This window comes from Pelagibius sp. 7325 (assembly GCF_037652055.1).
Lineage (GTDB): Bacteria > Pseudomonadota > Alphaproteobacteria > Kiloniellales > Kiloniellaceae > Pelagibius.
The window spans coordinates 108604-131326 of record NZ_JBBKAH010000001.1; the positions used below are offsets into that span (position 1 = coordinate 108604).

Annotated in this window: 20 protein-coding genes; 10 read left to right on the forward strand and 10 right to left on the reverse strand. The window is 67.5% G+C overall.

Translation table 11 applies throughout. From position 1 onward, the window contains the following. Positions 1-57: 57 nt before the first annotated feature. Entirely contained in the window at positions 58-264 is a 207-nt protein-coding gene (locus tag WDC82_RS00540; RefSeq protein ID WP_340115563.1) for a DUF465 domain-containing protein, read from the forward strand. 206 nt (positions 265-470) lie between these two features. On the opposite strand, the gene WDC82_RS00545 is transcribed toward WDC82_RS00540, so the two are convergent. Together WDC82_RS00545 and WDC82_RS00550 are read right to left on the reverse strand one after the other, a co-directional pair. Then, a complete protein-coding gene (locus WDC82_RS00545; RefSeq protein WP_340115276.1) occupies positions 471-1226 on the reverse strand; it encodes a GGDEF domain-containing protein in 756 nt (251 codons plus the stop codon). A gap of 100 nt (positions 1227-1326) precedes the next feature. After that, a complete protein-coding gene (locus WDC82_RS00550; RefSeq protein WP_340115277.1) occupies positions 1327-1593 on the reverse strand; it encodes a hypothetical protein in 267 nt (88 codons plus the stop codon). Here WDC82_RS00550 and purE point away from each other — a divergent pair. After that, positions 1592-2089: a 5-(carboxyamino)imidazole ribonucleotide mutase gene (purE, locus tag WDC82_RS00555; RefSeq protein ID WP_340115278.1), complete on the forward strand. Its 498-nt coding sequence runs from the start codon at positions 1592-1594 to the stop codon at positions 2087-2089. The genes WDC82_RS00550 and purE overlap by 2 nt on opposite strands. Before the next feature lie 42 nt (positions 2090-2131). Then, a complete protein-coding gene (locus WDC82_RS00560; RefSeq protein WP_340115279.1) occupies positions 2132-3238 on the forward strand; it encodes a 5-(carboxyamino)imidazole ribonucleotide synthase in 1107 nt (368 codons plus the stop codon). Positions 3239-3256: 18 nt separating this feature from the next. Here the strand turns inward: WDC82_RS00560 and WDC82_RS00565 are convergent, their stop codons facing one another. Beyond that, entirely contained in the window at positions 3257-3631 is a 375-nt protein-coding gene (locus WDC82_RS00565) for a response regulator (protein ID WP_340115280.1), read from the reverse strand. A 14-nt stretch (positions 3632-3645) separates the two neighbouring features. Then, positions 3646-5211: a sensor histidine kinase gene (locus tag WDC82_RS00570; RefSeq protein ID WP_340115281.1), complete on the reverse strand. Its 1566-nt coding sequence runs from the start codon at positions 5209-5211 to the stop codon at positions 3646-3648. Between the two features lie 326 nt (positions 5212-5537). Between WDC82_RS00570 and WDC82_RS00575 the strand changes: the two genes are divergently transcribed. Further along, the gene (locus WDC82_RS00575) at positions 5538-6050 is read left to right on the forward strand and encodes a PAS domain-containing protein (protein ID WP_340115282.1); all 513 of its coding nucleotides are present in this window, start codon (positions 5538-5540) and stop codon (positions 6048-6050) included. Between the two features lie 7 nt (positions 6051-6057). Here the strand turns inward: WDC82_RS00575 and WDC82_RS00580 are convergent, their stop codons facing one another. Both WDC82_RS00580 and def read right to left on the reverse strand, forming a co-directional pair. Next, complete coding sequence (locus WDC82_RS00580) at positions 6058-6813, reverse strand: COQ9 family protein (RefSeq protein ID WP_340115283.1); 756 nt, start codon at positions 6811-6813, stop codon at positions 6058-6060. Further along, positions 6806-7417 carry a peptide deformylase gene (def, locus tag WDC82_RS00585; RefSeq protein ID WP_340115284.1) on the reverse strand — a complete coding sequence of 204 codons (612 nt, stop codon included), beginning with the start codon at positions 7415-7417 and terminating at the stop codon, positions 6806-6808. Before def ends, WDC82_RS00580 begins: the two co-directional genes overlap by 8 nt. A gap of 326 nt (positions 7418-7743) precedes the next feature. On the opposite strand from def, the gene rpsU reads away from it, so the two are divergent. Then, entirely contained in the window at positions 7744-7947 is a 204-nt protein-coding gene (gene rpsU / locus WDC82_RS00590; RefSeq protein ID WP_167223142.1) for a 30S ribosomal protein S21, read from the forward strand. A gap of 221 nt (positions 7948-8168) precedes the next feature. On the opposite strand, the gene WDC82_RS00595 is transcribed toward rpsU, so the two are convergent. Continuing rightward, entirely contained in the window at positions 8169-8786 is a 618-nt protein-coding gene (locus WDC82_RS00595; RefSeq protein WP_340115285.1) for a GNAT family N-acetyltransferase, read from the reverse strand. 344 nt (positions 8787-9130) lie between these two features. Further along, the gene (locus tag WDC82_RS00600; protein WP_340115286.1) at positions 9131-10816 is read right to left on the reverse strand and encodes a tetratricopeptide repeat protein; all 1686 of its coding nucleotides are present in this window, start codon (positions 10814-10816) and stop codon (positions 9131-9133) included. Positions 10817-11324: 508 nt separating this feature from the next. On the opposite strand from WDC82_RS00600, the gene WDC82_RS00605 reads away from it, so the two are divergent. The 4 genes from WDC82_RS00605 to WDC82_RS00620 all read left to right on the forward strand — a co-directional run bounded on the left by WDC82_RS00605 (position 11325) and on the right by WDC82_RS00620 (position 19290). Then, entirely contained in the window at positions 11325-13220 is a 1896-nt protein-coding gene (locus WDC82_RS00605; protein ID WP_340115287.1) for a PhoX family phosphatase, read from the forward strand. A gap of 365 nt (positions 13221-13585) precedes the next feature. After that, the gene (locus WDC82_RS00610) at positions 13586-16267 is read left to right on the forward strand and encodes a PAS-domain containing protein (RefSeq protein ID WP_340115288.1); all 2682 of its coding nucleotides are present in this window, start codon (positions 13586-13588) and stop codon (positions 16265-16267) included. A 254-nt stretch (positions 16268-16521) separates the two neighbouring features. Continuing rightward, positions 16522-18108 (forward strand): MBOAT family protein, encoded by a 1587-nt coding sequence (locus WDC82_RS00615; protein ID WP_340115289.1) that lies wholly within the window; start codon positions 16522-16524, stop codon positions 18106-18108. A 24-nt stretch (positions 18109-18132) separates the two neighbouring features. Further along, a complete protein-coding gene (locus tag WDC82_RS00620) occupies positions 18133-19290 on the forward strand; it encodes a hypothetical protein (protein ID WP_340115290.1) in 1158 nt (385 codons plus the stop codon). On the opposite strand, the gene WDC82_RS00625 is transcribed toward WDC82_RS00620, so the two are convergent. Continuing rightward, entirely contained in the window at positions 19287-19721 is a 435-nt protein-coding gene (locus WDC82_RS00625) for an NUDIX hydrolase (RefSeq protein ID WP_340115291.1), read from the reverse strand. The genes WDC82_RS00620 and WDC82_RS00625 overlap by 4 nt on opposite strands. Before the next feature lie 92 nt (positions 19722-19813). Here WDC82_RS00625 and WDC82_RS00630 point away from each other — a divergent pair, with 92 nt between their 5' ends. After that, positions 19814-21310 carry an AMP nucleosidase gene (locus WDC82_RS00630; RefSeq protein ID WP_340115292.1) on the forward strand — a complete coding sequence of 499 codons (1497 nt, stop codon included), beginning with the start codon at positions 19814-19816 and terminating at the stop codon, positions 21308-21310. A gap of 363 nt (positions 21311-21673) precedes the next feature. On the opposite strand, the gene araD1 is transcribed toward WDC82_RS00630, so the two are convergent. Continuing rightward, entirely contained in the window at positions 21674-22672 is a 999-nt protein-coding gene (araD1, locus tag WDC82_RS00635; protein WP_340115293.1) for an AraD1 family protein, read from the reverse strand. Positions 22673-22723: the final 51 nt, after the last annotated feature.

Below are 22723 nucleotides of genomic sequence, written 5' to 3' on the forward strand. Positions count from 1 at the left end.
AAGGGGATCGCCAAGCGGGTATACTCCCGGGCGCGTCCCACACCTCGCATGAGCGCAATGGATCAACCGGATCTCGACCAGCTGCGTCGCAAACTCGCCGAGCTCAAATCGGAGCACCGCGACCTCGACGACGTCATCAGCCATCTCGCGGAAACCCGCCCCTTCGACCAGCTTCAGCTGCAGCGCCTGAAGAAGCGCAAGCTGGCGCTGAAGGACCAGATCCTGAAGCTGGAAGACGCCATGCTGCCGGATATCATCGCTTAGCCGGATCGCTTAGCAGGCTGCTGAGAAAGGGCGCCCGACCTGCAACACATCCTTCGAGACGGCGCTGACGCGCCTCCTCAGGATGAGGTAAGACTATGAAATGATTGACCTCATGCTGAGGAGCACGCGAGCGCGTGCGTCTCGAAGCACGAGGTCAATCAGGCCGTCAGGACTTTTTCAGCAACCGATCAGGGCGGAGTCGCCGGTCAGCTTTCGCCGCGGCCGCTGCGTTTGTGCTCGTACATCGCCCGGTCGGCGGCGTTGAGGGCGTCGTCCGCGCGCTGGCCGCTGGAAAGGGTGTGGACTCCGTAGGCCACCGAGATGCGCAGGCGGCGGCCGTCCCACTCGACCTCCTCGGCGGCGATCGCCCCGGCCAGCCGGGCGGCCTTGGCGGCCGCCGGCTCCAGGGCCGACTGCGCCAGGATGACGCCGAACTCGTCGCCGCCCAGGCGGCCGACCACGTCGGACGCGCGGGTGTCGCGCAGCAGCACCTCGCAGACCCGCTTCAGCACCGCGTCGCCGGCGGCATGGCCGTGGGTGTCGTTCACGACCTTGAGGTCGTTCACGTCGAAATAGAGCACCGCGCCGGCGGCACCGTAGCGTTCCTCGAAGGCGGCCATGCGGCTCAGCTCGCGCACGAAGGCGCGGCGGTTCAGCACCGGCGCCAGGGTGTCCTGGTCGGCCAGCTGCTCCAGGTAGCCGACGCGCTGGCGCGACTCCTCGAGCTCCTGGCGCAGGGAGTAGACCTCGGCCATCAGCTGCTGCAGGGCCTTGCGGACCTTGGGCGTCAGCTCGGTCTCGGGGATCCCCATGACAGAGGCCACGTCCTCGGGCTGCGGCACCGGCCGGGCCTGCTCGGCTGCGCGGTAGGCCGCCCCGGCGCGCGCGGCGGTGCCGGGCGCCACCCCGGGCGCCACCCCGGGCGTCAGGGGGGCCGATCCGCCTGTCTTGCTTACCTTCATCCTGGCTTCCAACGATTTCCCGGCCGTCCCGGGAGTGTTAACGGTCCGTTCACCTAAGCGTCCTGGCGAGCCGATTACGGCCGCAAGTCTAGCACGAAGCTTAGGGGACGAGGGTAAAGGCTTCCTTGCGGGCCGGGAGTGGCGCCGCGGCGACCCTTGCGGGGCAAAACCCCGGAAAACGGGCCTTTCCACCCCACGCGGAGGCGGGTTGCGCGACGGGTTGCGCGGCTGCCGGCTTGCCCGGATAATGCGCGCCTTTTCCCGGGCTGCCGCCCGACGGCAAGGCAACGGGCGGCAGAGCCAAAGGTTTCAGCAAAGCTTTCAGCAGAAGTTTCAGCAGACGTTTCAGGGGGGACGCGAACAGCATGGCGGAGCAGCAGCCGCAGGTCGGAATCATCATGGGCAGCCAGTCGGACTGGCCGACCATGAAGCACGCCGCCGAGGTGTTGGAGCGGCTGGGCGTCGCCCACGAGGTCCGCATCGTTTCCGCCCACCGCACCCCGCAGCGGCTCTACGACTACGCCACCACGGCACGCGAGCGCGGCCTGAAGGTCGTCATCGCCGGCGCCGGCGGGGCCGCCCATCTGCCCGGCATGGCCGCCGCCATGACGCCGCTGCCGGTCTTCGGCGTGCCGATCGAAAGCAAGGCGCTGAAGGGCCAGGACTCGCTGCTCTCCATCGTGCAGATGCCCGGCGGCATTCCGGTCGGCACCCTGGCCATCGGCAAAGCCGGCGCCATCAACGCCGGCCTGCTGGCCGCCGCCGTCATCGCCCTCAGCGATCCCCAGGTCGCCACGGCGCTGGACGACTGGCGCCGGCAGCAGACGGCCGCCGTCGCCGAACGGCCCCAGGACGAAGCCTGAACGTCTTTTCCGCCCCCCGCGTCTCCCGAAGGAAACCCGATCTTGCCCGAATTGACCGGCCCCCTTGACCGCCCCTTGAGCCCAGGCGCCACCATCGGCATTCTCGGCAGCGGCCAGCTGGGCCGCATGGCGGCGCTGGCCGCCGCGCGCCTCGGCTACCGCTGCCACGTCTACGGGCCGGAAGCGGACGCCCCGGCGAACCAGGTGTGCGACGCCGCGACGGTGGCAGCCTACGACGACGTCGCGGCCCTGACCCGCTTCGCCGCGGCGGTCGACGTAGTGACCTTCGAATTCGAGAACATCCCGCTGGCGACCGTCGAGGTACTGGAGAAGCTGGCGCCGCTGCGGCCCGGCGCCGCCGTGCTGTCGATCTGCCAGCACCGCCTGCGCGAGAAGGACTTCTGCAACGGCGTTTCGGTGCCGACCACCGCCTACCGCGCCGCCGAGGACGTCGGCGGCCTGCGCCGGGCGGTCGAAGCGATCGGCACGCCCTGCATCCTGAAGAGTGCCGAGCTGGGCTATGACGGCAAAGGCCAGGTGCGCATCACGGCAGAGAGCGATCTGGCGGAAGCCTGGGCCGCGATGCGCGGCCACGCGGCGGACGCCGTCGGCATCGTCGAGGCCATCGTCCCGTTCCGCATGGAGATCTCGGCGATCGTCGCGCGTTCGGCCGACGGCAGCGTGCGCACCTATGTGCCGGTGGAGAATCGTCACAAGAACCACATCCTGGACGAGACCATCGCGCCGGCCAACCTGCCGGACGAACTCTCCGACCGCGCCGAGGCCATCGCCCGCCACCTGGCCAAGGAGATGGGACTGATCGGCCTGCTGGCGGTCGAAATGTTCGTCACCCACGACAACAAGATCCTGGTCAACGAACTGGCGCCACGGCCGCACAACTCCGGACACTGGACCCTCGACGCCTGCGTCACCTCGCAGTTCGAACAGTTCATCCGCGCCGTCGCCGGCCTGCCGCTGGGCTCGACCGAGCGCCTCTGCGACGCGGTGATGAAGAACCTTCTGGGCGACGAGGTGAACGACTGGCTGCGGATCCTCTCCGAGCCCGGCAACAAGCTGCATCTCTACGGCAAGGCCGAAGCGCGGCCGGGCCGCAAGATGGGCCACGTCACCCGCCTGATCCGGCGCTGACCGCACCGGGCCTGGCGGCTATGGCTGCGGGCAGAAGCGTTTCAGCGCATCCAGCAACTGCTCGCTGAGCACCGGCTTGATGAGGATATCGGCCGGATGGTCGGCCTTGATCCGCTGCTGGGTTTCCGGTTCGGTCGAGCCGGTCACATAGACGGTCGGTACTGGCTTGTGGCGATGAATTTCAAACGCCGCGTCGACGCCGTCCTTTTCGCCCTGCAGGCGGACGTCCATGAAAATCAGAGCCGGGTCGTTCTCCCGGGCGAGCTTCACCGCCTCGTCCGCCGACAGTGCGATTCCGCAAACCTCATAACCTGCCGACTCGACGATCACCCTGAAGTACTCGGCAATGATCTGTTCGTCCTCGACGATGAGAACCTTTGGTGTGGTCTGCATGCGAAAGCCTCAATTCAGGATCGGGGAGTCTTGTCCAAAGGTATCGTAAACGCGATGCAGAATCCGTCTTCACCAAAACGCCGTGTCTGCGCGCGCAGCTGTGCCGCCAAGGAGCGCACAATCATACTGCCGACGGTGCCGCCGTCGCCGGCCGGGCCGGCAAGGCCGACACCGTTATCGCTAACGCTGAGCTGAAGGCGATTGCCGTCGATCCGCTTCGCCACTACCTCGATCCGACCCGCGCGCCCGTCCGGAAATGCGTGTTTGGCGGCATTGGACAGCAACTCCGTTACCAGAAGGCCGATAGGAACAGCCTGTTCGAGATCCAATCCGATCTCGTCAACCGAGGTATCGATACTGATCCCGCGATCATCCAGTCCGGCACCGCGGCCCTGCTGATCGCAGAGATCGGTCAGGAAGCTTCGCAGGTCCACCGTCGCCAGATCCTGCGCGGAGATGAGCTTCTGATGCACGAGACTGATGGCATGCAGTCGCGAACGGATTCCGGCCAGACGCTGGTCCAGAGGTGAATCGTTTCCGCGCATGGCTTCCAGGGCCAGCATGGCATCGATGAACTGGAGATTGTTCTTGACGCGGTGATAGACCTCCTGCAGCAGCACATCGCGCTCATGCAGCAGTCGCCGCAGCTGAGCATTCGCGGCAATGATGTCCTTCGCGTCGGCGTTCTCGCGCTGGGCGCTCCAGAACAGCAAGCCGACCAGTGAACTCATCATCGTAATCGCCAGGAGGCTGAGACGAAAATTGACGTCGAAGATTCCCGCCTCGACCGCGGCAAGGGTCAGCCCGCAGAACGCAAACGGGCCCAGGACAACGAAGGGCAAGGTACGCCTGAGCGTCGCACCACCGGGCCCGGGCCCCATGACGAGGAACATCCAGCCCCAGGTCGGGCGGGCCAACATTAAAGCCACGAACATCAGGAAGAAGCCGACCGCGGTGTGGAGGGACATCGCCGTGTAGACGAACACCGCGTAGAGTGACTCGGCATCGAAGGCATATCCCACCAAGGCCAGGGTGGTGACGAGGAGACCGGCCAGCACCAGCAGCCCGTAGAGGTCGCCATTCAGAAAGCGTCCGCGGCGACGGCGAACCAGCAGGCAGCCCGCCGCCAGCATCAGGCAGGTCGCCGTGGCGGGCGACATATAGACCTCCGCCAGCGCCCCCGAAAAACTGAAGAGAAACTGGTCCAGGCCGATTTGCAGCGGGCTAGCCAGAAGCGCCAGATCAGCCAGGGCGAGACAGAGAAGGAAGCCTGCCCCCAGTCTCTTGGATCCGGGTCTCACGAAGCGCCGCCGGGACACTCCGCCAAGCGTCAGCAAAGCGCAGAGAAGCAGGCCCACCGCAGTGGTGATCGCCATGCTGCGGCTTCCGGTCGCCTCGCCGCGAGCCGCGGCAACGTCCATGCCCCAGCCGACGAACAGGACGACGCCCGCCAGAACGGCGACGATTGCACAAAGGACCCGCGCGCCCCCGCGCGCCCGTCTCGCGCGGATACGGGAGGTCAGCGACGCACTATCATAGATTGAAATCGTGCCGGGAAAAGGGGATACGGCCATCACCATGCATGGGCAAAATAGGTACCAATTGACTACTAAATGCTGACAAATCGGACGATACGATGATGACAGCCCGCCCTACCACTGTGAAGTGTGTTTATCGTGTGACCGCCGGCAGGTGAAGGCCCAGCCACGAACGCCCCGGCAAGATTCCAGCAATGACTATAACGCGCAGCGGCGCGGCGTTTTGCCGGCTACCCGAGGTCACCTCCAATATCATTTGTCACCGCCGGTTAATTCTTTGAGGTCAATGAAGCTGCGATAGTCTCAATGCAAGGGCGTGACAATCCGGCAGGCCACCCGCTTATACTGCTCCTCCACGGATCGACTTGATGCAGCAGATCACCGACGCGGATCAGATCCAGAGCGCCCTCATCCGGCGGCTCTATCTCTACTGGCGGAGCAAGTGCCGCGACGGCGCGATTCCGCGCCGCGCGGACATCGATCCCGTCGACATCCCGAAGCTGGTGCCGAACATGCTGATCGCGGACATCGAGCAGGATCCCTTTCGCGTGCGTTACCGGCTGGTCGGCACCAAGGTCGTGGAGATGACCGGTTTCGAATTCACCGGCAGGTACCTCGACGAGATCGTGCTGCCCGATGACGAAGGCCCCTTCCTGGAATGCTACCAGACCGCCTGCGCCAGCAGATTGCCGGTGATGGCGCGCATCAAGTGGCACCTGGCGGACGACACCGTCGGCGAATACGATATCTGCATCTTCCCCTTGTCCGACGACGGCATCACCGTGAACAAGGCGGTATCGATCGAATGCTACGAGAACGTCGGGCGGGACTACCTCTTCCTCAGCCGCAGCGGTTCGCAGACCGGCCGCAAGACACCCTGAGAAAAATTCAGCGGCGCGCCGCGCTTCTGAGCGGGCCGCGTCCCACCGTGCGGCGCCCTGACCCTTCGCGGCGCCGCGCGGCCAGCTTTTCAAAAAGACGGTCAGGCAGATTCAGCGCCGCAGTGACGCCCTTGCCGAGCCGCCCGGCGACCTGCAGGACCTCGGCGATGCGCCGATCGAGGAAGGCCCAGGTGGCGGCATAGTCTTCCGACTTGTCGTTCAGCCAGAACAGCAGCGTCGAGGAGTAGACGCCGGAGAGCAGCGCGCGCTTGGTATAGAAATTATAGTCCGTCGCCTTGTCGCCGGCGGCGTACCAGATGGCATCGACGGTGCGGTAGAGGCAGCCCATGCCGGTCGCCGCGTTCTGCGGCAGGGCGAAGAAGGCCAGCCCGCTGCGCACCGCCTCCCGGTGGGCGGCAACCGCCTCCAGGCGCGCGCGCACGCCGGCGGTGATCTTCTCGCGCACCTTCATCGAGGCGAGGTCCAGCCCCTCCAGGCTTTCCAGCATCTGCCGGTCGGCCGCCGTGCTGAAAGCCCGAATCACTTCCTGGGGGCCACCGGGAAACAGGCGGTGCGCCTCGCCGGCCGGCAGCGCCAGGTCGCGCGCGCCGGCGTCGATCGCGGTCCAGGTCCAGCCGTCGAAAGGCACATGGCGCAGCGCCGCGTCGAGCAGGCTGCTGCGCTGTTGGGCGAGCTTCTTCAGCGCCGCCTCGCGGCCCGCGGCGGGGCCGGATTCTGTCTGCTCGGCGCGGTTCTCAGACATGGTTCTCTTCCCTTTCTTGCGCGATGGCATCCGGCTCGTCCGCTTCGTCCGCCTCGTCCAATGGGCGGCCGATCTCGCTGGTGAAGGCCAGCCGGGAAAGGTCGGTCATCCGCTGCGGATAGAGGATGCCGTCCAGGTGGTCGCATTCGTGCTGCACGACGCGGGCGTGGAAGCCCGCCGCCTCGCGCTCGATCGCCGCCCCGTCGAGATCGAGCCCGCGGTAGCGGATGCGCGTCCAGCGCGGCACCTGGCCGACCAGGCCCGGGACCGAGAGGCAGGCCTCCGGGCCCAGCGCCTCGTCCTCGGTGAGAGGCTCGATTTCCGGGTTGATGAGAACGGTCAGCGGCACGTCCTCGCGGCCGCATTCGCCGCTCCCGGCCTCCCCATCCTCCAGCGCGGCGCGGCGGCCGGCGACGAAGAAGATCACCACCCGCAGGGGCACGTGGACCTGGGGCGCGGCGAGGCCGGTGCCGCCGGCATCCTCCATGGTCTCCAGCATGTCCCGCACGAGGTGGCGGATTTGCGGGGCTGTCGGGTCGGGAACCGGCGCCGCCGGGCGGCGCAGCACCGGATGCCCCATGCGTGCGATCTTGAGAATTGCCATGAGTTGAATATGGCGCTGCCCCAGGCCGGGGTAAAGGCGTCCCGCTAGGGACGCGCCCGGCCTCCGGCCCCCAAGACGTTATGATGAATTTATTCTTATTTTCTAGCCTGACTTTTCGGTGTTTTCAGCAGGCGGGCCGGCCGCGTCCGCGGGGAAAAACCCAGAAACCCCTTCCTTTTTGCCCGTCCCTATGATACCAAGCGCCCTGTTTCCGCAGCAGTGCTGCCGCGGAAGCGGTTGTTTTGCCCCAACATCTGAGCAATCCAGCCCGAAGGTCTGTCGGGAGGCAGGCTTTTGACGGCTTACGAAAGGAGCACGGAGCGTCTGTGCAAGTACAGGTTCGCGACAATAACGTCGATCAGGCCCTGCGCGCGCTGAAGAAGAAGCTGCAGCGCGAGGGTGTCTTCCGGGAAATGAAACTGCGCCGCAACTTCGAGAAGCCTTCCGCGCGCAAGAAGCGCGAGCGGGCCGAGGCTGTGCGCCGCTATCGCAAGCTGCTGCGCAAGCGGATGGAGCGCGAGGGCTTCTAGGCCCCCGCCGAGCTTCTCAGTGCCTGACCCGGTGCGCGCCCGATTCCAGGGGCGCGCCTGCCGGGAGGGCTCCGGAAGGCGCGATTGCGAAGCCGGGCCGGTCGCCGCGACCGCCCGGTTTGTGATTCCGGCGGACTCCCTGCCGGAAAATCCACGCCAGAGAACTGTATGATGTCAGGCCGCCGCCCCGGGTGCGCGGCCTTTTTGCGTTTGCGCGGTCCCTAAGCCGCCTGGGCGTCCGACAGCGGCACCAGCCTGGCCATGTGCACGGCGGGCACGGCGGCGCCGTTGCCGCCGGGAATCGCCATGCGGCCGAGTTCCTGGTAGCCGAGCCTGCGGTAGAGCGGCAGCCCGGTGAGCGTGGCCCAGAGTTCCAGCAGCCGGTGGCCGGCGGCGACAGCCTCGCGCTCGGCATGACGCACCATGCGCGAGCCGAGTCCCCTGCGGGCGTAGTGCGGATGCACGAAGATCGAGCGGATCTTGGCCGAGGTGGGCGACAGGCAGTAGGCCGGCTCCGCCATGCCGGCGCCGCCTGCGTTCGAATGCGGCAGATGGCGCGACCAGCCGCCACTGGCAATCACCCTGCCCCCAGCCTCCGGCCCCGCAGCCGCGAGAACATAGTAGGTGCCGTCATCGATCAGGGCGGGATCGTAGGTACCGTGGCAGAGGAAGGCCTCGACCTCTGCCGGCGAATAGTCCGCGGCGCTCAAGGCCTGAACAGAGAGGAAGTGCATGGCATCGATGGCGGGAATGTCGCCGCGCCGCGCTGCGCGCAGGACAAAGGCCTGGGGATCGCCGGGAGTCGCTTTAGGGGGCTGTGAGGAGGGTTGGGACGTCATCGGATTCACCGGGTTCGGGAGCCGGATCGAGGTGCGTGTGATGCCGAGCCTCCGGATGGAAGGTTGAGGGCGCCAGCCCCTGCAGCGGAGTCGCCGCATGAACCGCCGCGGAAGTTGGAGCCCGACCGCATCCGGCCCCGGCACCACACGCCGGGAGCAAGCTGACAGCGGAATGTTTCAGGCTGTTGTCGCGGCAAGCGGAAAAGTGTTTTCTTTGTTTCTATCCGGGCGCTTCCGCCTGGTTTTCCGTTCGGCAGCCGGACAAAGAGAAAGGGGGGCCGAGCCCCCCTTTTCACACACGTCGCGCCGCACCGGTGAACGCCGGGGCAAAGGTCGTCAAGGCCTCACGCCACCAGCACCTGCTCCATGCGCTGCAGAGCGGTGCCGCGTGCCTCCAGCTGACCGAGGTCGGCGAAGAGTTCGGCGGCGCGGCGGTAGTCGCTGGCAGCGGCCATACCCTGGCCCAGGCGCGAGCGGCAGTCGCCGCGGCCCATGTAGGCCCAGGGTTCGGCCGGGTTCAGCGCCACGTCACGCTCGAAGTCCTGCAGCGCTGCGTCGAGCCGCCCCTGGCGCAGCAGGAAGCGCGCGCGCTGCTGGATGTAGGTGGCATTGCCGGTCTCCATCTCGACCGCACGGGTGAGGTCGTCCAGCGCACCGTCGCGGTCGCGCATCCGCTCGCGCCAGCGCGCCCGCTCGGCGAGGATGCGCGCGCAGTTCGGCGCCAGGCGTAGCGCCTCGTCGCAGTCGGCCAGCGCCTTGGCGTAATCCCTGATCTCGCCGTAGCAGCGCGCGCGGTCGAGGTAGAGCGAGGCGCGCGCCTCGCCGCGGATCAGGGCCGCGTTGAAATCGAGCACCGCATAACGCAGCTGGCCGAGCTTGCTGTAACACTGGCCGCGGCGCGCGTGCGCCTGCCAGGAACCCGGATCGAACTCCAGTTCGCGGGTGAAGTCGTCGATGGCCCCCTGATAGTCCTCCAACTGCTGCAGCAGGCGGGCACGGTTGCCGTAGGCGGGCGCGAAAGTCGGATCGGCGGCAATGGTGCGGTCGAAGTCCTCCAGCGCCTCGGTCAGCTTGCCCTGCCCTTCGCGGGCGATGCCGCGGCGGTTGAGGATGCAGGGCTCCTCGGGGGCGAAGCCGGCGGCAGCGGTGAGGTCGGCCTCCGCCTCGGCATAGCGCTTCAGGCGGGCGTAGGCGGCGGCACGGTGGAACAGCGTCACCGCCTGGGCGCCGCCGAGGTCGAGCGCGCGGGTGAAGTCGGCCACCGCCTTCAGGTCGTCGTAGCGGTCCAGGTGGCAGAGGCCGCGGTTGGAATAGGCCGCCGCGAAGCCGGCATCGTAGCGGATGGCGGTATCGAAATCGCACAGCGCGCCGGTCAGGTCGCCCTTTTCCCGGCGCACCATGCCCATGCCGTTATGCGCGGCCGCCCATCCGGCGCCCATCGCCCCGGCGCGCTCGAAATCATCGATGGCGAGGTAGGTGTAGCCGAGCCCGCGGTAGCTGTAGGCCCGCTCCAGATAGATGCGGCCCGCGTCAACACGGTCGGCGCCCGCATCACCGGCCAGCGCTGCGGAGAACTCGGCGACGGCGCCCTGGTGGTCGCCCGCCTCGGCACGGGCGAGGCCTCGGGTGAAGCATCCGTCTGCGGCAGCGGCGCGGGTGTCGCGGGGGAACGCGGATGCGACTCCGCGGCAGCCGTCGGGCAGGCTCTCGCCCAGCGACTCGACCAAAAGATCGCGGGCGTCGGTGGTCGCCGGCCAGGCAGGGCTGCCGGCCGCGCTGTCGGCCGCGCTGTCGGCCGCGCTGTCGGCCGCGCTGTCGGCCGCGACCTCGCAGCCGGCGGTCCGGGCGGTGGTCCGGGCGGCAGCGGAGTCGAGGTTCACCATGAAGCCGAGGGCCAGAGGATCGAGGGCAACCGATGCCCTGACGCGGCCCTCTTGGGGCGGGTCCGTCGGCACGAAATCGCAGTGAATCCGGGGCGACAGCAGCCGCGTGCCATTCCCGCCCGTCACTTTCTCTTGCTGGCCAGCCATCCAGATTTCCCCTTCGCCGCGCATCCGCCCCCTGCTCCCGGACCCTGCCCCGGATGATGGGTGGACGATTTTTCTTAGGACGGCGAGCTTGCCCGAGGCCGCAGGTCGGCTCTGTGAGGAAAATCACACTTCCCGGAAAATGGCGGAATTCCGCGAAAAATACCGGCCCCCGGGCCTTCGGCGCCGGGCCGGACCCCGAATCGAGGGGCCGCCCAGCAAATCCGCGGAATTTCACCCGAAAAGGGGGGCCGATCGGCGGCCGATGAGCCGCGGCCCGGATGAGGGCTTCTCCCCATACCGGAAGCACGACGACGCGGCCGGGCGGCTTCTCTCTGCGCTTCGCTGCCTGTCATGCGGGCGTCATGAAGACGTCACGTAGCTGTGCAATACACCGCCTGGAATAAATCCAGGTCGAGGGCATCGTTGAACCGCCCCTGTGCCAGCCACCAAAGCCGGCCACCAAAGCCGGCCACCAAAGCCAGCCAAAAGAGTCCAACGGGAGAGAGCAATGAAAGACGACATCCGTAAACCGATCTCCGCCGACGCGTGGGATGAAATCAACTTCCCGCGGCCGGCCGAGAACGACTTCGACCGCGTCGTGGAACGCGCCATCTCGCGCCGGGGCTTCCTGGGTGGCGCGCTGGCCTTCGGGTCGGGCGCGGCCGTCATGAGCGCCGGCCTGCTGAACCTGAAGCCGGCGTGGGCGCAGCAGACGTCGCGCTTTGCGTTCGAACCGATCCCCACCGCCACCGACAACACCGTGCACGTGCCTGAAGGCTATAGCTGGCAGCGCCTGGCCAGCTGGGGCGACCCGCTGTTCTCCGGCGTGCCCGAACTCGACCAGCAGACCGGCGGCGCCGCCGAGGACGCCGACAAAGTCGTCGGCGAGAATACCGATGGCATGGAGCTGTTCCTGATCGACGGCCGGCAGGTGCTCGCCGTGAACCAGGAGTACACCAACAACGAGGTGAACCTGCCGCAGGCGGACAAGGGGACGCCGCGCGATGCCAGCGACGTCCTGAAGCTGCAGAACCTGCAGGGCGTCACCGTGATGGAGATCGCCGAAGGCGCGGACGGCTGGAGCATTGTCAAGGACAGCCCCTTCAACCGCCGCATCACCCACAACACGCCGATGCGGATTTCCGGCCCCGCCGCCGGTCACGACCTGCTGAAGACCGCTGCCGACCCCACCGGCACCCGGAGCCTCGGCACCTTCAACAATTGCGGTTCGGGCAAGACGCCCTGGGGCACCTACCTGACCTGCGAGGAAAACTTCAACGGCTACTTCGGCGCGACGGCAGAGCCGCAACTCAGCGCGCAGGTCGCCGCCGGATACGAGCGCTACGGCATCGCAGCCGAGGGCTGGGGCTACGACTACCACAAGTGGGACGAACGCTTCGACACCTCGAAGAACCCCAACGAGCCGCACCGCGCCGGCTGGGTGGTCGAGATCGATCCCTCGGATGCGAGCAGCACCCCGATCAAGCGCACCGCGCTGGGCCGCATCAAGCATGAAAATGCCGCGACCACGCTGGCCCCAGATGGCCGCGTGGTGGTCTATCTGGGCGACGACGAGCGTGGCGAGTTCCTCTACAAGTTCGTCTCGCGCGACATCTATGTTCCCGGCGGCGACACCTCGACGCTGCTGGACATCGGCCAGCTCTACGTCGCCAAGTTCAACGACGACATGACCGGCGCGTGGGTCGCCCTGACCCCGGCGGCGACCGGCATGTCAGAGGCGGAGATCCTCATCTTCAGCCGCACCGCCGCCTCCAAGGTCGGCGCCACCACCATGGACCGTCCCGAGTGGGTGGCCGTGAACCCGGTCTCGGCGGAAGCCTACTGCGCGCTGACCAACAACAAGAACCGCGGCGTGAAGACCAACGCGGGCGGCGACGCACAGCCAGTCGGCGGCCCCAATCCGCGCGAGGCCAACAACTACGGCCAGATCGTGCGCTGGCGCCCGGCGGCCGGTGATCACGCTGCCGAAAGCTTTGAATGGGACCTCTACGTCATGGCCGGCAATCCGACCGTGCATGAAGGCCCCAATGCCGGTTCGTCGAACATCAACGACGGCAACCTCTTCAATTCGCCCGACGGCATGGCGATCGACACCACCGGCGTGCTGTGGATCCAGACCGACGGCGACGATTCCAACGAAAAGGACTTCGCCGGCCAGGGCAACAACCAGATGCTGGCGGGCGACCCGGTGACGGGCCGCATCGAGCGCTTCCTCACCGGGCCGAAGGGCTCGGAGGTGACCGGCCTGTGCTGGTCGGCCGACCGCCGCACGATGTTCGTCGGCATCCAGCATCCCGACGCGCCCTTCCCGGACGGCGACGGCAAGCTACCGCGTTCCTCGATCGTCGCGGTGAAGCGCAACGACAACGCCCTCGTCGGCTGATACGACAGGTTGCAGGTACCACAAGGGGCGCACCGGCAGCGGTGCGCCCCTTTTGCGTTCGCCCGACGTTTGCCGTAACCGGCGCCGGCCGCAGACGCGGTCCAGTTATTCAATATAAATCAATACATTGATGACCCTACCCGGAATTGCCGCGGTGCCCCTGCATCCCCCCAGGCGGCGTTTTCGTAGGTGGCGGCAGAGAACAAAGGAAACCATTTCCCCCTTCACGGCACATGCGACTGAAACATTCACGCTGCAGGGTCCCGCCGGCCGCCATCTCCGCTCCCCACAGCCCGGACACCCCAGGCTCGACTCGGGCGCGGCGGCAGCCCTATTCTTGGCCCTGGTTCACGCAGGTCGCAGCGATGTCCAAACCCTTAAGCTCCACAGGCAACAGCCTGCGCCGCTTCGCCGCGGCGCTGCACTGCGTCGGCCTGCCCGCGGCGGTCGCCACCGCGGCGACGGGCGGTGCGCCGCTGCGCCTGATCGGGGCCAACCAGGCCTTTGCCGATGCGACCGGCTTGGACAGCGCGTCGATCCCGGGTCGCGGGCTGGACGGGATCCCTGCCGAACTCTGCCCGTTGTACGACCGCCGCGGAGGGCACCGGAGCTGGCTGGTGATCCACCGCGAAACGGCGCCGCGCCAAGACGCTGCGCGGCAGACCTCCGCCGGCAAGGGCGAAACCGCAGCGGACGGCGGCTCCGCGTCCGACGATTTCCGCAGCCTGGTGGAGGAGATCGGCAACGGCGTGCTGGTGCATCGCGACTTCAAGCCGCTCTATGCCAACCGCGCCTGTGCGCGGCGCATCGGCTTCGAGGACGGCGCCGCCCTGCTGCGCGAGCCGACGCTGCTGCGCTTCCTGCCGGTCGAGATCCACAACGGCGCCCTGCGCCGCCACGCCCGGCTGCTGGCCGGCGAGCCGCCGGGACCGGCGCGCATCCTGTCCTGCCTGACCCGCGCGGGCGAACCTTTCTGGGTCGAAGCCACAGAGAAGCGCATTCTCTGGCAGGGTGAGCCCGCCGTGCTGGTTTCGCTGAACGACGTCACCGAGCAGGTGAACACGCGGCGCAGCGAACTGATGCTGCGCGAGGCGATCGACAATCTCTCGGACAGCTTCATCCTCTACGACGCCGACCAGCGGGTGGTGCTGACCAACCGCCGCTTCCACGAGACCCTGCCGTTCCAGCCCGGCCCGGTGGAGATTATCGGCAAGTCCATGCGCGAGCTGATCGAGACCAGCGTCAGGCACAACGCCATCACCGACCCGCGGGTCTGGCAGAATCCCAAAGGCTTCGCCGACGCCTTCATCGAAGACCGCCTGCGCGGCCGCACCGCCGTGCGCGAGGATGCCTGGCCCGACGGGCGCTGGGACATCGTCAAGGAACAGCACACGCGCTCAGGCGGCTTTGTCAGCGTGCGCACCGACATCACCGAGCGCAAGCGCGCGGAGATCGCGCTACGCGACCAGGAAAGCCGCCTGGAGCAGGCGCTGGCGGAACGCACCGCCCAGCTGAAAGGCGTGCTCGCCAACATCGCCCAAGGCGTCACCGTCACCGCGCCGGACATGACGGTGCTGCTGGTCAACCAGGGTTACCTCGATATCTTCGACCTGCCGGAGGAGATGGGTCGGCCGGGCATCCCACTGTCGGAATACATCCGCCGGGGCGTCGCCAAGGGGCATTACCCGCGCGCCGACGTGGAGGCCGCGGGCGGCGAGGAGAACTTCATCCAGCAGCGCCTGGCGCTGCTGTCGCGGCCGCGGCGCGGCGTCTTCCAGTCCACCCTGCCCGATGGCCGCGTCATCGAGATCCGCCAGCAGCGTCTGCCGGACGGCTGCGTGGTCGCCACCTACAACAACATCACCGACCGCGTGCGCACCGAACGCGAGCTGCAGCGCCAGCGCGAGAAGAGCTATCAGAACGAGAAGCTGAGCGCGCTGGGCGCCCTGCTCGCCGGCGTATCGCATGAGCTGAACAACCCCCTGTCCGTCGTGATCGGCCAGGCGGCGCTGCTGGAAAGCATGGCCGGCGACAGCGAAATCGCCGAGCGTGCCGTGAAGGTGCGCACCGCCGCCGACCGCTGCGCCAAGATCGTGAGAACCTTCCTCTCCATGGCGCGCCAGCGCCCGGCCGACCGCCGCGCCATCCAGGTGAACGACCTGATCAAGGACGTGCTGGGGCTGGTCGAGCACCAGCTCAGCACCACCGACGTCGTGGTGACCTGCGAGCTGGCGCCGGGCCTGCCGACGGTCGCCGGCGACTCCGACCAGCTGAGCCACGTGCTGCTGAACCTCTTCATCAACGCCCAGCAGGCGATGCTCGACACGCCGCGGCCGCGCCGCCTGATCATCGCCACGGACTACCTGGAAGCCAGCCGTGAGGTCCGCATCACGGTGCGCGACAACGGCCCGGGCGTCCCCCACGACATCCGCTCGCGTATCTTCGACCCCTTCTTCACCACCAAGCCGGTCGGCCAGGGCACCGGCGTGGGGCTGTCGGTCTGCCACGGCATGGTCAGTGCGCACGGCGGCAGCATCAGCGTCGGCGAGGCTCCCTTTGACCGGCCGGAGGGTGAGGCCGGGGGCGGCGGCGCCGTCTTTACCGTGCTGCTGCCGGCCGGTACCGCGGCCGCCGAGGCGGCGAGCGAGAGCGCGCCGCCTCGGCGTGCGGCCACCCGTCAAGAGGTGCTGGTCATCGACGACGAACCGGACATCACCGGCTTCCTGGTGGAAGTGCTGGAAGCCGCGGGCCACACGGTGGACGTGGCCGCCAGCGGCGAGGAAGCGCTGGCCCAGCTGCGGGACAAGGACTACTCGGCCATCATCTGCGACCTGCGTATGCCGCACCTCGACGGTCCCGGCCTCTACGAGAAGCTGAAGACGGTGAAGCCCCAGTTGGTCGAGCGCATGATCTTCGCCACCGGCGATCTGCTGAACGCGGAGACCGAGCGCTTCCTCAAGGCCAGCGGCCGTCCCTGCGTCGAAAAGCCTTTCATGCCGTCGCAGATTCGCCAACTGGTAGAAGAACTCGGCGGCGGCTCCGAGTGAGCGAACCAGCGTAGGCGAATGGTCCGGGCCGTTCCCCGCCCTTTAAACGCCCCCGATTTGTCATAGGACGTCCAGGCTGACGCCGGGCTAGCCTCGCAGACAATCATCACACGGCGGGCTTCGACAGGTGAAGGCCCTCGGGGGTGAACGCCCCTGGCCGTCAGCGACAACAAGCATTGCAGAGGAAACACCCCCTGGGCGAAAGCCAAGGCGGGAGAGCCCCCGACAGTTAGAGGCGGAGTGCCGGGCCGGCAATGCTGTTCAATTCCCACATCTTCATTTTTGCCTTCCTGCCGCTGGTGCTCGCCGGCTTCTTCGCCGCCGCCAGCCTGGGCGGACGGCGCCCGGCGATTCTGCTGCTGGTCGCCGCCTCGCTGTTCTTCTACGGCTGGTGGAACCCCGCCTTCCTGCTGCTGCTCGGCATTTCGGTCGCCGTCAACTACAGCCTCGGGCTCGCCATCGCCGCTGCGCACAGTGCCAAAGGCAGCCGCTCAGCGCGGCCCTTGCTGTGGCTCGGCGTCGCCGTCAACCTGGGCCTCATCGGCTACTTCAAGTATGCCGGCTTCCTGGCCGGCAGCGTAAACGGCCTGATCGGCACCCATCTCGACGCCGGCGGCATCGTGCTGCCGCTGGCGATCTCCTTCTTCACCTTTCAGCAGATCGCCTACCTTGTCGACCTCAGCCAGGGTGAGCCGGCCGAGCGCGACTTCGCGCGCTACTGCCTCTTCGTTGTGTTCTTCCCGCAGCTCATCGCCGGGCCCATCGTGCACCACCGCGAAATGCTGCCCCAGTTCGCTGAGGACCGCACCTTCCTGCCGCGCGCCGACAATCTGGCCATCGGCTTTACCATTTTCGTCATCGGCCTGTTCAAGAAGGTGGTCATCGCCGACAACCTGGCGACGGTCGCCACGCCGGTGTTCGGCGCCGCCGAGAGCGGCGCCGATCTGCACTTCTTCCAGGCCTGGGGCGGTGCCTTCGCCTACAGCCTGCAGCTCTACTTCGACTTCTCCGGCTATTCCGACATGGCGATCGGCATCGCGCGCCTGTTTGGCATCAAGCTGCCGCTGAACTTCGACGCGCCCTACCGCGCCACCTCGATCATCGACTTCTGGCGGCGCTGGCACATGACGCTGTCGCGCTTCCTGCGCGACTATCTCTACATTCCACTGGGCGGCGGCCGCAGAGGCCCCGTCAGGCGCCACGTGAACCTGATGATCACCATGCTGCTGGGCGGCCTGTGGCACGGCGCCGGCTGGACCTTCGTCGTCTGGGGCGGCCTGCACGGCGCCATGCTGGTGGTCAACCACCTGTGGCGCGGTGTCTTCCCGCGGCCCCTGGCGACCTGGTGGTCCGTCGCTTTCGCGCGCCTCTTCACCTTCCTCGCCGTGACGCTGGCGTGGGTCTTCTTCCGCGCCGAGAGCTTCCAAGGTGCACTCAATGTCTTCAGCGGCATGGTGAACCTGCCGCAGAACCTGCCCCAGAAGCTTGGACCCGTTGCCGACGTCCTGCTCACCATCGGCTTCCGCTTCGAGGGCGCGCCCTATGTCGGCTTCGAGGACAAGATGTCGATTCTCTGGCTGGCGTTCTGGATCGGCTTCCTGTGGATCATGCCGACAACCCAGGCGCTGCTGCGCAACTTCAACCCGGCCTTCGCCTTCCGCGCCGAGGCCTACCGCCCACAGATCGCGCGCATCGCCGGCGAATTCCCCGGCGCCGCGCGCCTGCAAACGGCGCTCGCCTGGCAGCCGACCGTCGCGTGGGCGGCGGCCACCGCCGTCATCGCGGCCATCGCCTTCCTGAGCCTGACGCGGGTGTCCGAATTCCTCTATTTCCAGTTCTAGCCCAATTCTAGCAGAGCCGACGCCATGACCAGCCTCTCCAACGAGTTTTCCGGCCCCCCGGCCCTGCCGGAGCACGGCGCCGGTGCCGGGCGCGCGGCCGGCAGCAAGGGCCGCCGGTGGCTGTTCAACCGCTACAGCCTGGTGCTGGCGGCCGGCATCGCCCTGCTGGGCGGCGGCACCGCCGCGCTGAACAGCGTGGTCGACCCCTTGTGGTACTGGCAGGGCAACCAGATCGATGGACGGAACTTCATCTTCAACGAGCGCATCGCCAAGCTGAACCTGCTGCTGCAGGAGCCGGACGCCTACGACTGCCTGATCTTCGGCAGCTCGCGCGTCACGCTGCTGGACCAGACAGGCGTCGAAGGCTACCGCTGCGCGAACCTCGCTTTCTCAGCCGGCAAGGCGGTGGAGTTCCTGGCCTACGCCCGCTATCTGGCCGGCCGCGGCCTGCGGCCCAAGCTGGTGATCGTCGGGATTGACGACTTCAACTTCCTCGACGAGCCGCACCAGCCGGTCGACATTCCCGACTTCGTACAGAACGGCGAGGCGCCGCCGGGTCTGCTGCACAGCTACCTCTCGCTCACGGCGCTGGACTTCACGCAGCGCACCCTGCGCCACGACTCGCCCCTGCCGCGTTACTACGACGAGCATTTCGTCGGCCACGTCCTGCCGGACACGCCGCCCTTCGATCCCCCCGAGACTCTGGAGACCCCGCAGTACGAAGGCGATTTCCTGGCATCCCGCGCGGCACTCTACCGCGAGCTCCGCGAGGCTTTCCCCGAAGCCGCCTTCTGGGGATTCGTGCCGCCGATCTCCGCTTGGAAAGTGGCCGAGACGCGCTATCTCGGCGGCATTCTCGACGGCTACCTGGAAGCGATTCCGGAGACGGCGAAGATCTTCGATGTGCTCTACGACTTCTCCGCACCGACCGCCGTCACCCGCCGCGTCGACAACACCTACGACGGTTCGCACTATGCGCCGACGGTTTACAAGGTCATCGTCGAGCGCCTGCAGCAGGCCTCGCCCGAGGTGCCGGGCGACGGCTTCGGCCTGCCGGTTCATGCAATGACCCCGCAGCAGTACCGCGAGGCCTTTCTCACCCGCTTCGACGCCTTCCTGGCGGCCGAGTTTCCCGACCTCGCCAGGACCCGCCTCGCCCGGAGCCAGGCGGCAAACCGCTAACCCTCATCGGTGCCTGACCGGGCCACGAGACCACAGGCCACGGCGTAGTCTGAGAGACGCTGCCGCAGATGGCCGATCGCCTCGGGGTGCGCGAGGAACTCGGTGATCTCCATCATGCGCCAATACTGCCCCTCGTCGCCGAATCGGACGGCGGCGATTTCCGCTTCGCCGATCGCGGCCGCCAGAAAGTAGGACGCCTGCCCGGCGACCAGAGCGCTGGGATAGCGGCGGCACCAGTGGATGCGGTCCGGTACCAGCGCGAGTCCGAACTCCTCCTCGACCTCACGCAGGGCGCACTGCACCGGCGTCTCGCCGCCTTCGCGCCCGCCGCCCGGCAGGTCCCACAGACCGGGCCAGGGAATCGTCGGCTTGTCGTCGCGCCGGTAAACAACCAGCCGACGGCCGCAAACCAGCGCGATCTTTGCGCCCATGAAGGCTTCTTCCGGCATCGGGCCAGCATGCCGCCAGGCGGCGCGATGGTCCATGGCAAGCTGTAAGAGAATCCTCTAGGCTCTGACGCAAGATGACCGAACTGCTGCAGACCACCACGCCAGAGACCGCCGCGCCGGAGGCCTTCATGGACCCGGAAGCCGCGGTCGAGCGCCTCGTCGCGCTGTACAGCCAGGCGACCAGCTTCCTGTGCGACGGCTTCCACGCCCTGTTGGCCGGCAAGGCGGCGCCGCGGCGCCTGCGTGCCTTCTACCCGCAGGTGGCGATCACCACCACCAGCTTCGCGCACATCGATTCGCGACTCTCCTACGGCCACGTTCCGACCCCCGGCCACTACGCGGCCACCGTCACGCGGCCCGACCTGTTCCGCGACTACCTGAGCCAGCAACTCGGCCTGCTGCTGAAGAACCACGGCGTGCCGCTGATCGTCGGCCCGTCGCAGACGCCGATCCCGCTGCATTTCGCCTTTCCCGACGGCATGCACGTGGAGGGCGCCCTGGTCGAACGGCTGGAGCGGCCCCTGCGCGACCTCTTCGACGTACCGGACCTGTCGATCACCGACGACGCCATCGTCAACGGCACCTTCGAGCCGCGCCCGGGCAAGCCGCTGCCGCTGGCCCCCTTCACCGCGCCGCGCGTCGACTATTCGCTGCATCGCCTTGCCCACTACACGGCGACGGCGCCTGAGCATTTCCAGAATTTCGTCATCTTCACGAACTACCAGTTCTACATCGACGCCTTCCGCGCCCTGGCGCGCGAGGCGCTGGGCAAGACGGCACCGGGAGGCGACGGCAACGACTACGAAGCCTTCGTCGAGCCGGGCAACCTGGTGACGCCGCGCGGTGCCCTGGGGCCGGGCAGCACGCCGGACGACCGCCTGCCGCAGATGCCCGCCTACCACCTGAAGGGGCCGAACCACAGCGGCATCACCATGGTGAACATCGGCGTCGGCCCGTCCAACGCCAAGACCATCACCGACCACATCGCCGTGCTGCGGCCGCATGCCTGGCTGATGCTGGGCCACTGCGCGGGCCTCAGGAACACCCAGGCGCTGGGCGACTACGTGCTGGCCCACGGCTACGTCCGCGAGGACCACGTGCTGGACGCCGACCTGCCGACCTGGGTGCCGATCCCGCCGCTGGCCGAGGTGCAGGTGGCGCTGGAAGACGCCGTCGAGGAAGTCACCGGACTGGAAGGCTACGAGCTGAAGTCGATCATGCGCACCGGCACGGTCGCCACCATCGACAACCGCAACTGGGAACTGCGCGACCACCGCGAACCGGTGCAGCGCTTTTCACAGTCGCGCGCCATCGCGCTGGACATGGAGAGCGCGACGATCGCCGCCAACGGGTTCCGGTTCCGGGTGCCATACGGCACCCTGCTGTGCGTTTCCGACAAGCCGCTGCACGGCGAGTTGAAGCTGCCCGGCATGGCGACCGCCTTCTACAAGCGCCAGATCGACCAGCACCTGAAGATCGGCCTGCGCGCCATGGAAATGCTGCGCGCCATGCCGCCGGAACGCCTGCACTCCCGAAAGCTGCGGAGTTTCTCGGAGACGGCGTTTCAGTAGGGACTGGCGACTCCCTCGACAACGACAGTCACCGTTTTCTTCCGGCCGTCTCCAAACTGTCACCCCGGACAAGCGAGCCTGAGCGAGCGCGATCCGGGGTCTATGGCAGGTCCAAGCTCCCGGCAAAGCAGGAGGGCCCGCATCTGGGCCGGGCATAGGCGTCGGCGCAGCGCACTACAGGGGCTTTCAGCCGAGCGAGCGACTGCGAAGCCTGGCGCCCGACACTTCAATGGATCCCGGCTCGCGCTCGCTCCGCTCGCTTGGCCGGGATGACATGCTGAGTAACCGACAGGGATGCGTGAACATCATAGGGACCTGCGCCCGGGACGACAGTCTTCAAGTGGCCGGATCGTGCGACGCCCCCTACAACTCGACCACCTTCGCGCAGCCGCCGGAGCGGATCACCAGCGGGTTGCGCAGGGGGCGGCCGAAGACTTCGCAGTCGATCTCGAAGACGTCATTCTCCTGCGCCGTCACCCCGTCGGTGAAGCTCAAGGTGGCGGCGCCGAAGTAATGCACGTGGACGTCGCCCGGGCGGCGGTGCTGCGGGTACTTGAAGTGATGGTGCTCCAGGTTGTCGAGCGTGTGGCTCATGTTGGCCTCGCCGGTGGCGAAGGGCTTTTCCCAGATCACCTGGCCGCCGCGGCGGATACACGCCTTGCCGCGGATGTCGTCCGGCGCCGCGCCCAGCAGCAGCTCCGGGCCGAAGGAACAGGGCCTGAGCTTGGAGTGCGCGAGGTAGAGGTAGTTGCGCTTTTCCAGCACGTGGTCGGAGAACTCGTTGCCCAGGGCAAAGCCGATGCGGCGCGGCGTGCCTCTGGCGTCGATCAGGTAGAGTCCGACCAGTTCCACCTCGTCGCCGCCGTCCTCGGCGAAGTCGACCATCTCGAAGGCCTGCTCGGGCGGCGTGACGATGGCGCCGTCGCCCTTGTAGAACCATTCCGGCGCCACGCCGAGGGTGCCGCCCGCCGGCTTGCCGCCCTCCAGGCCCCACTTGAACATCTTCATGGAGTCGGAGAGCGCCGCCTCGCCCTCGGCCGCCACCTTCTTGTGCATGGAATCGCGGGCATCGGCGCTGCCCAGGTGGGTCAGGCCGGTGCCGGTGACCAGGCAGTGGGCCGGATCGGGGTGATCGAAGGGCGGCAGCAGCCGGCGCTCGGCCACCACCGCGCCATAGTCCTCGCGGGCCGAGCCGACCCGCTCCTCGGCCGCCAGCACCAGGCTCCGGCCGCTCTCCAGGGCGCTCTGCGCCAGATCGTAGACCCGCTCCACCCCGTCGAGCAGCATCAGCTGCGCGCCGGCATCGTCAGTGACGCCGACGGCGCGGGTGCCCTGCCGGCTGAAAAACTGAACCAAACGCATTTCCGTTCCCGTCTGCCTGTTCTTGTTGGTTGCCGCGGCCCTTGTGGGACG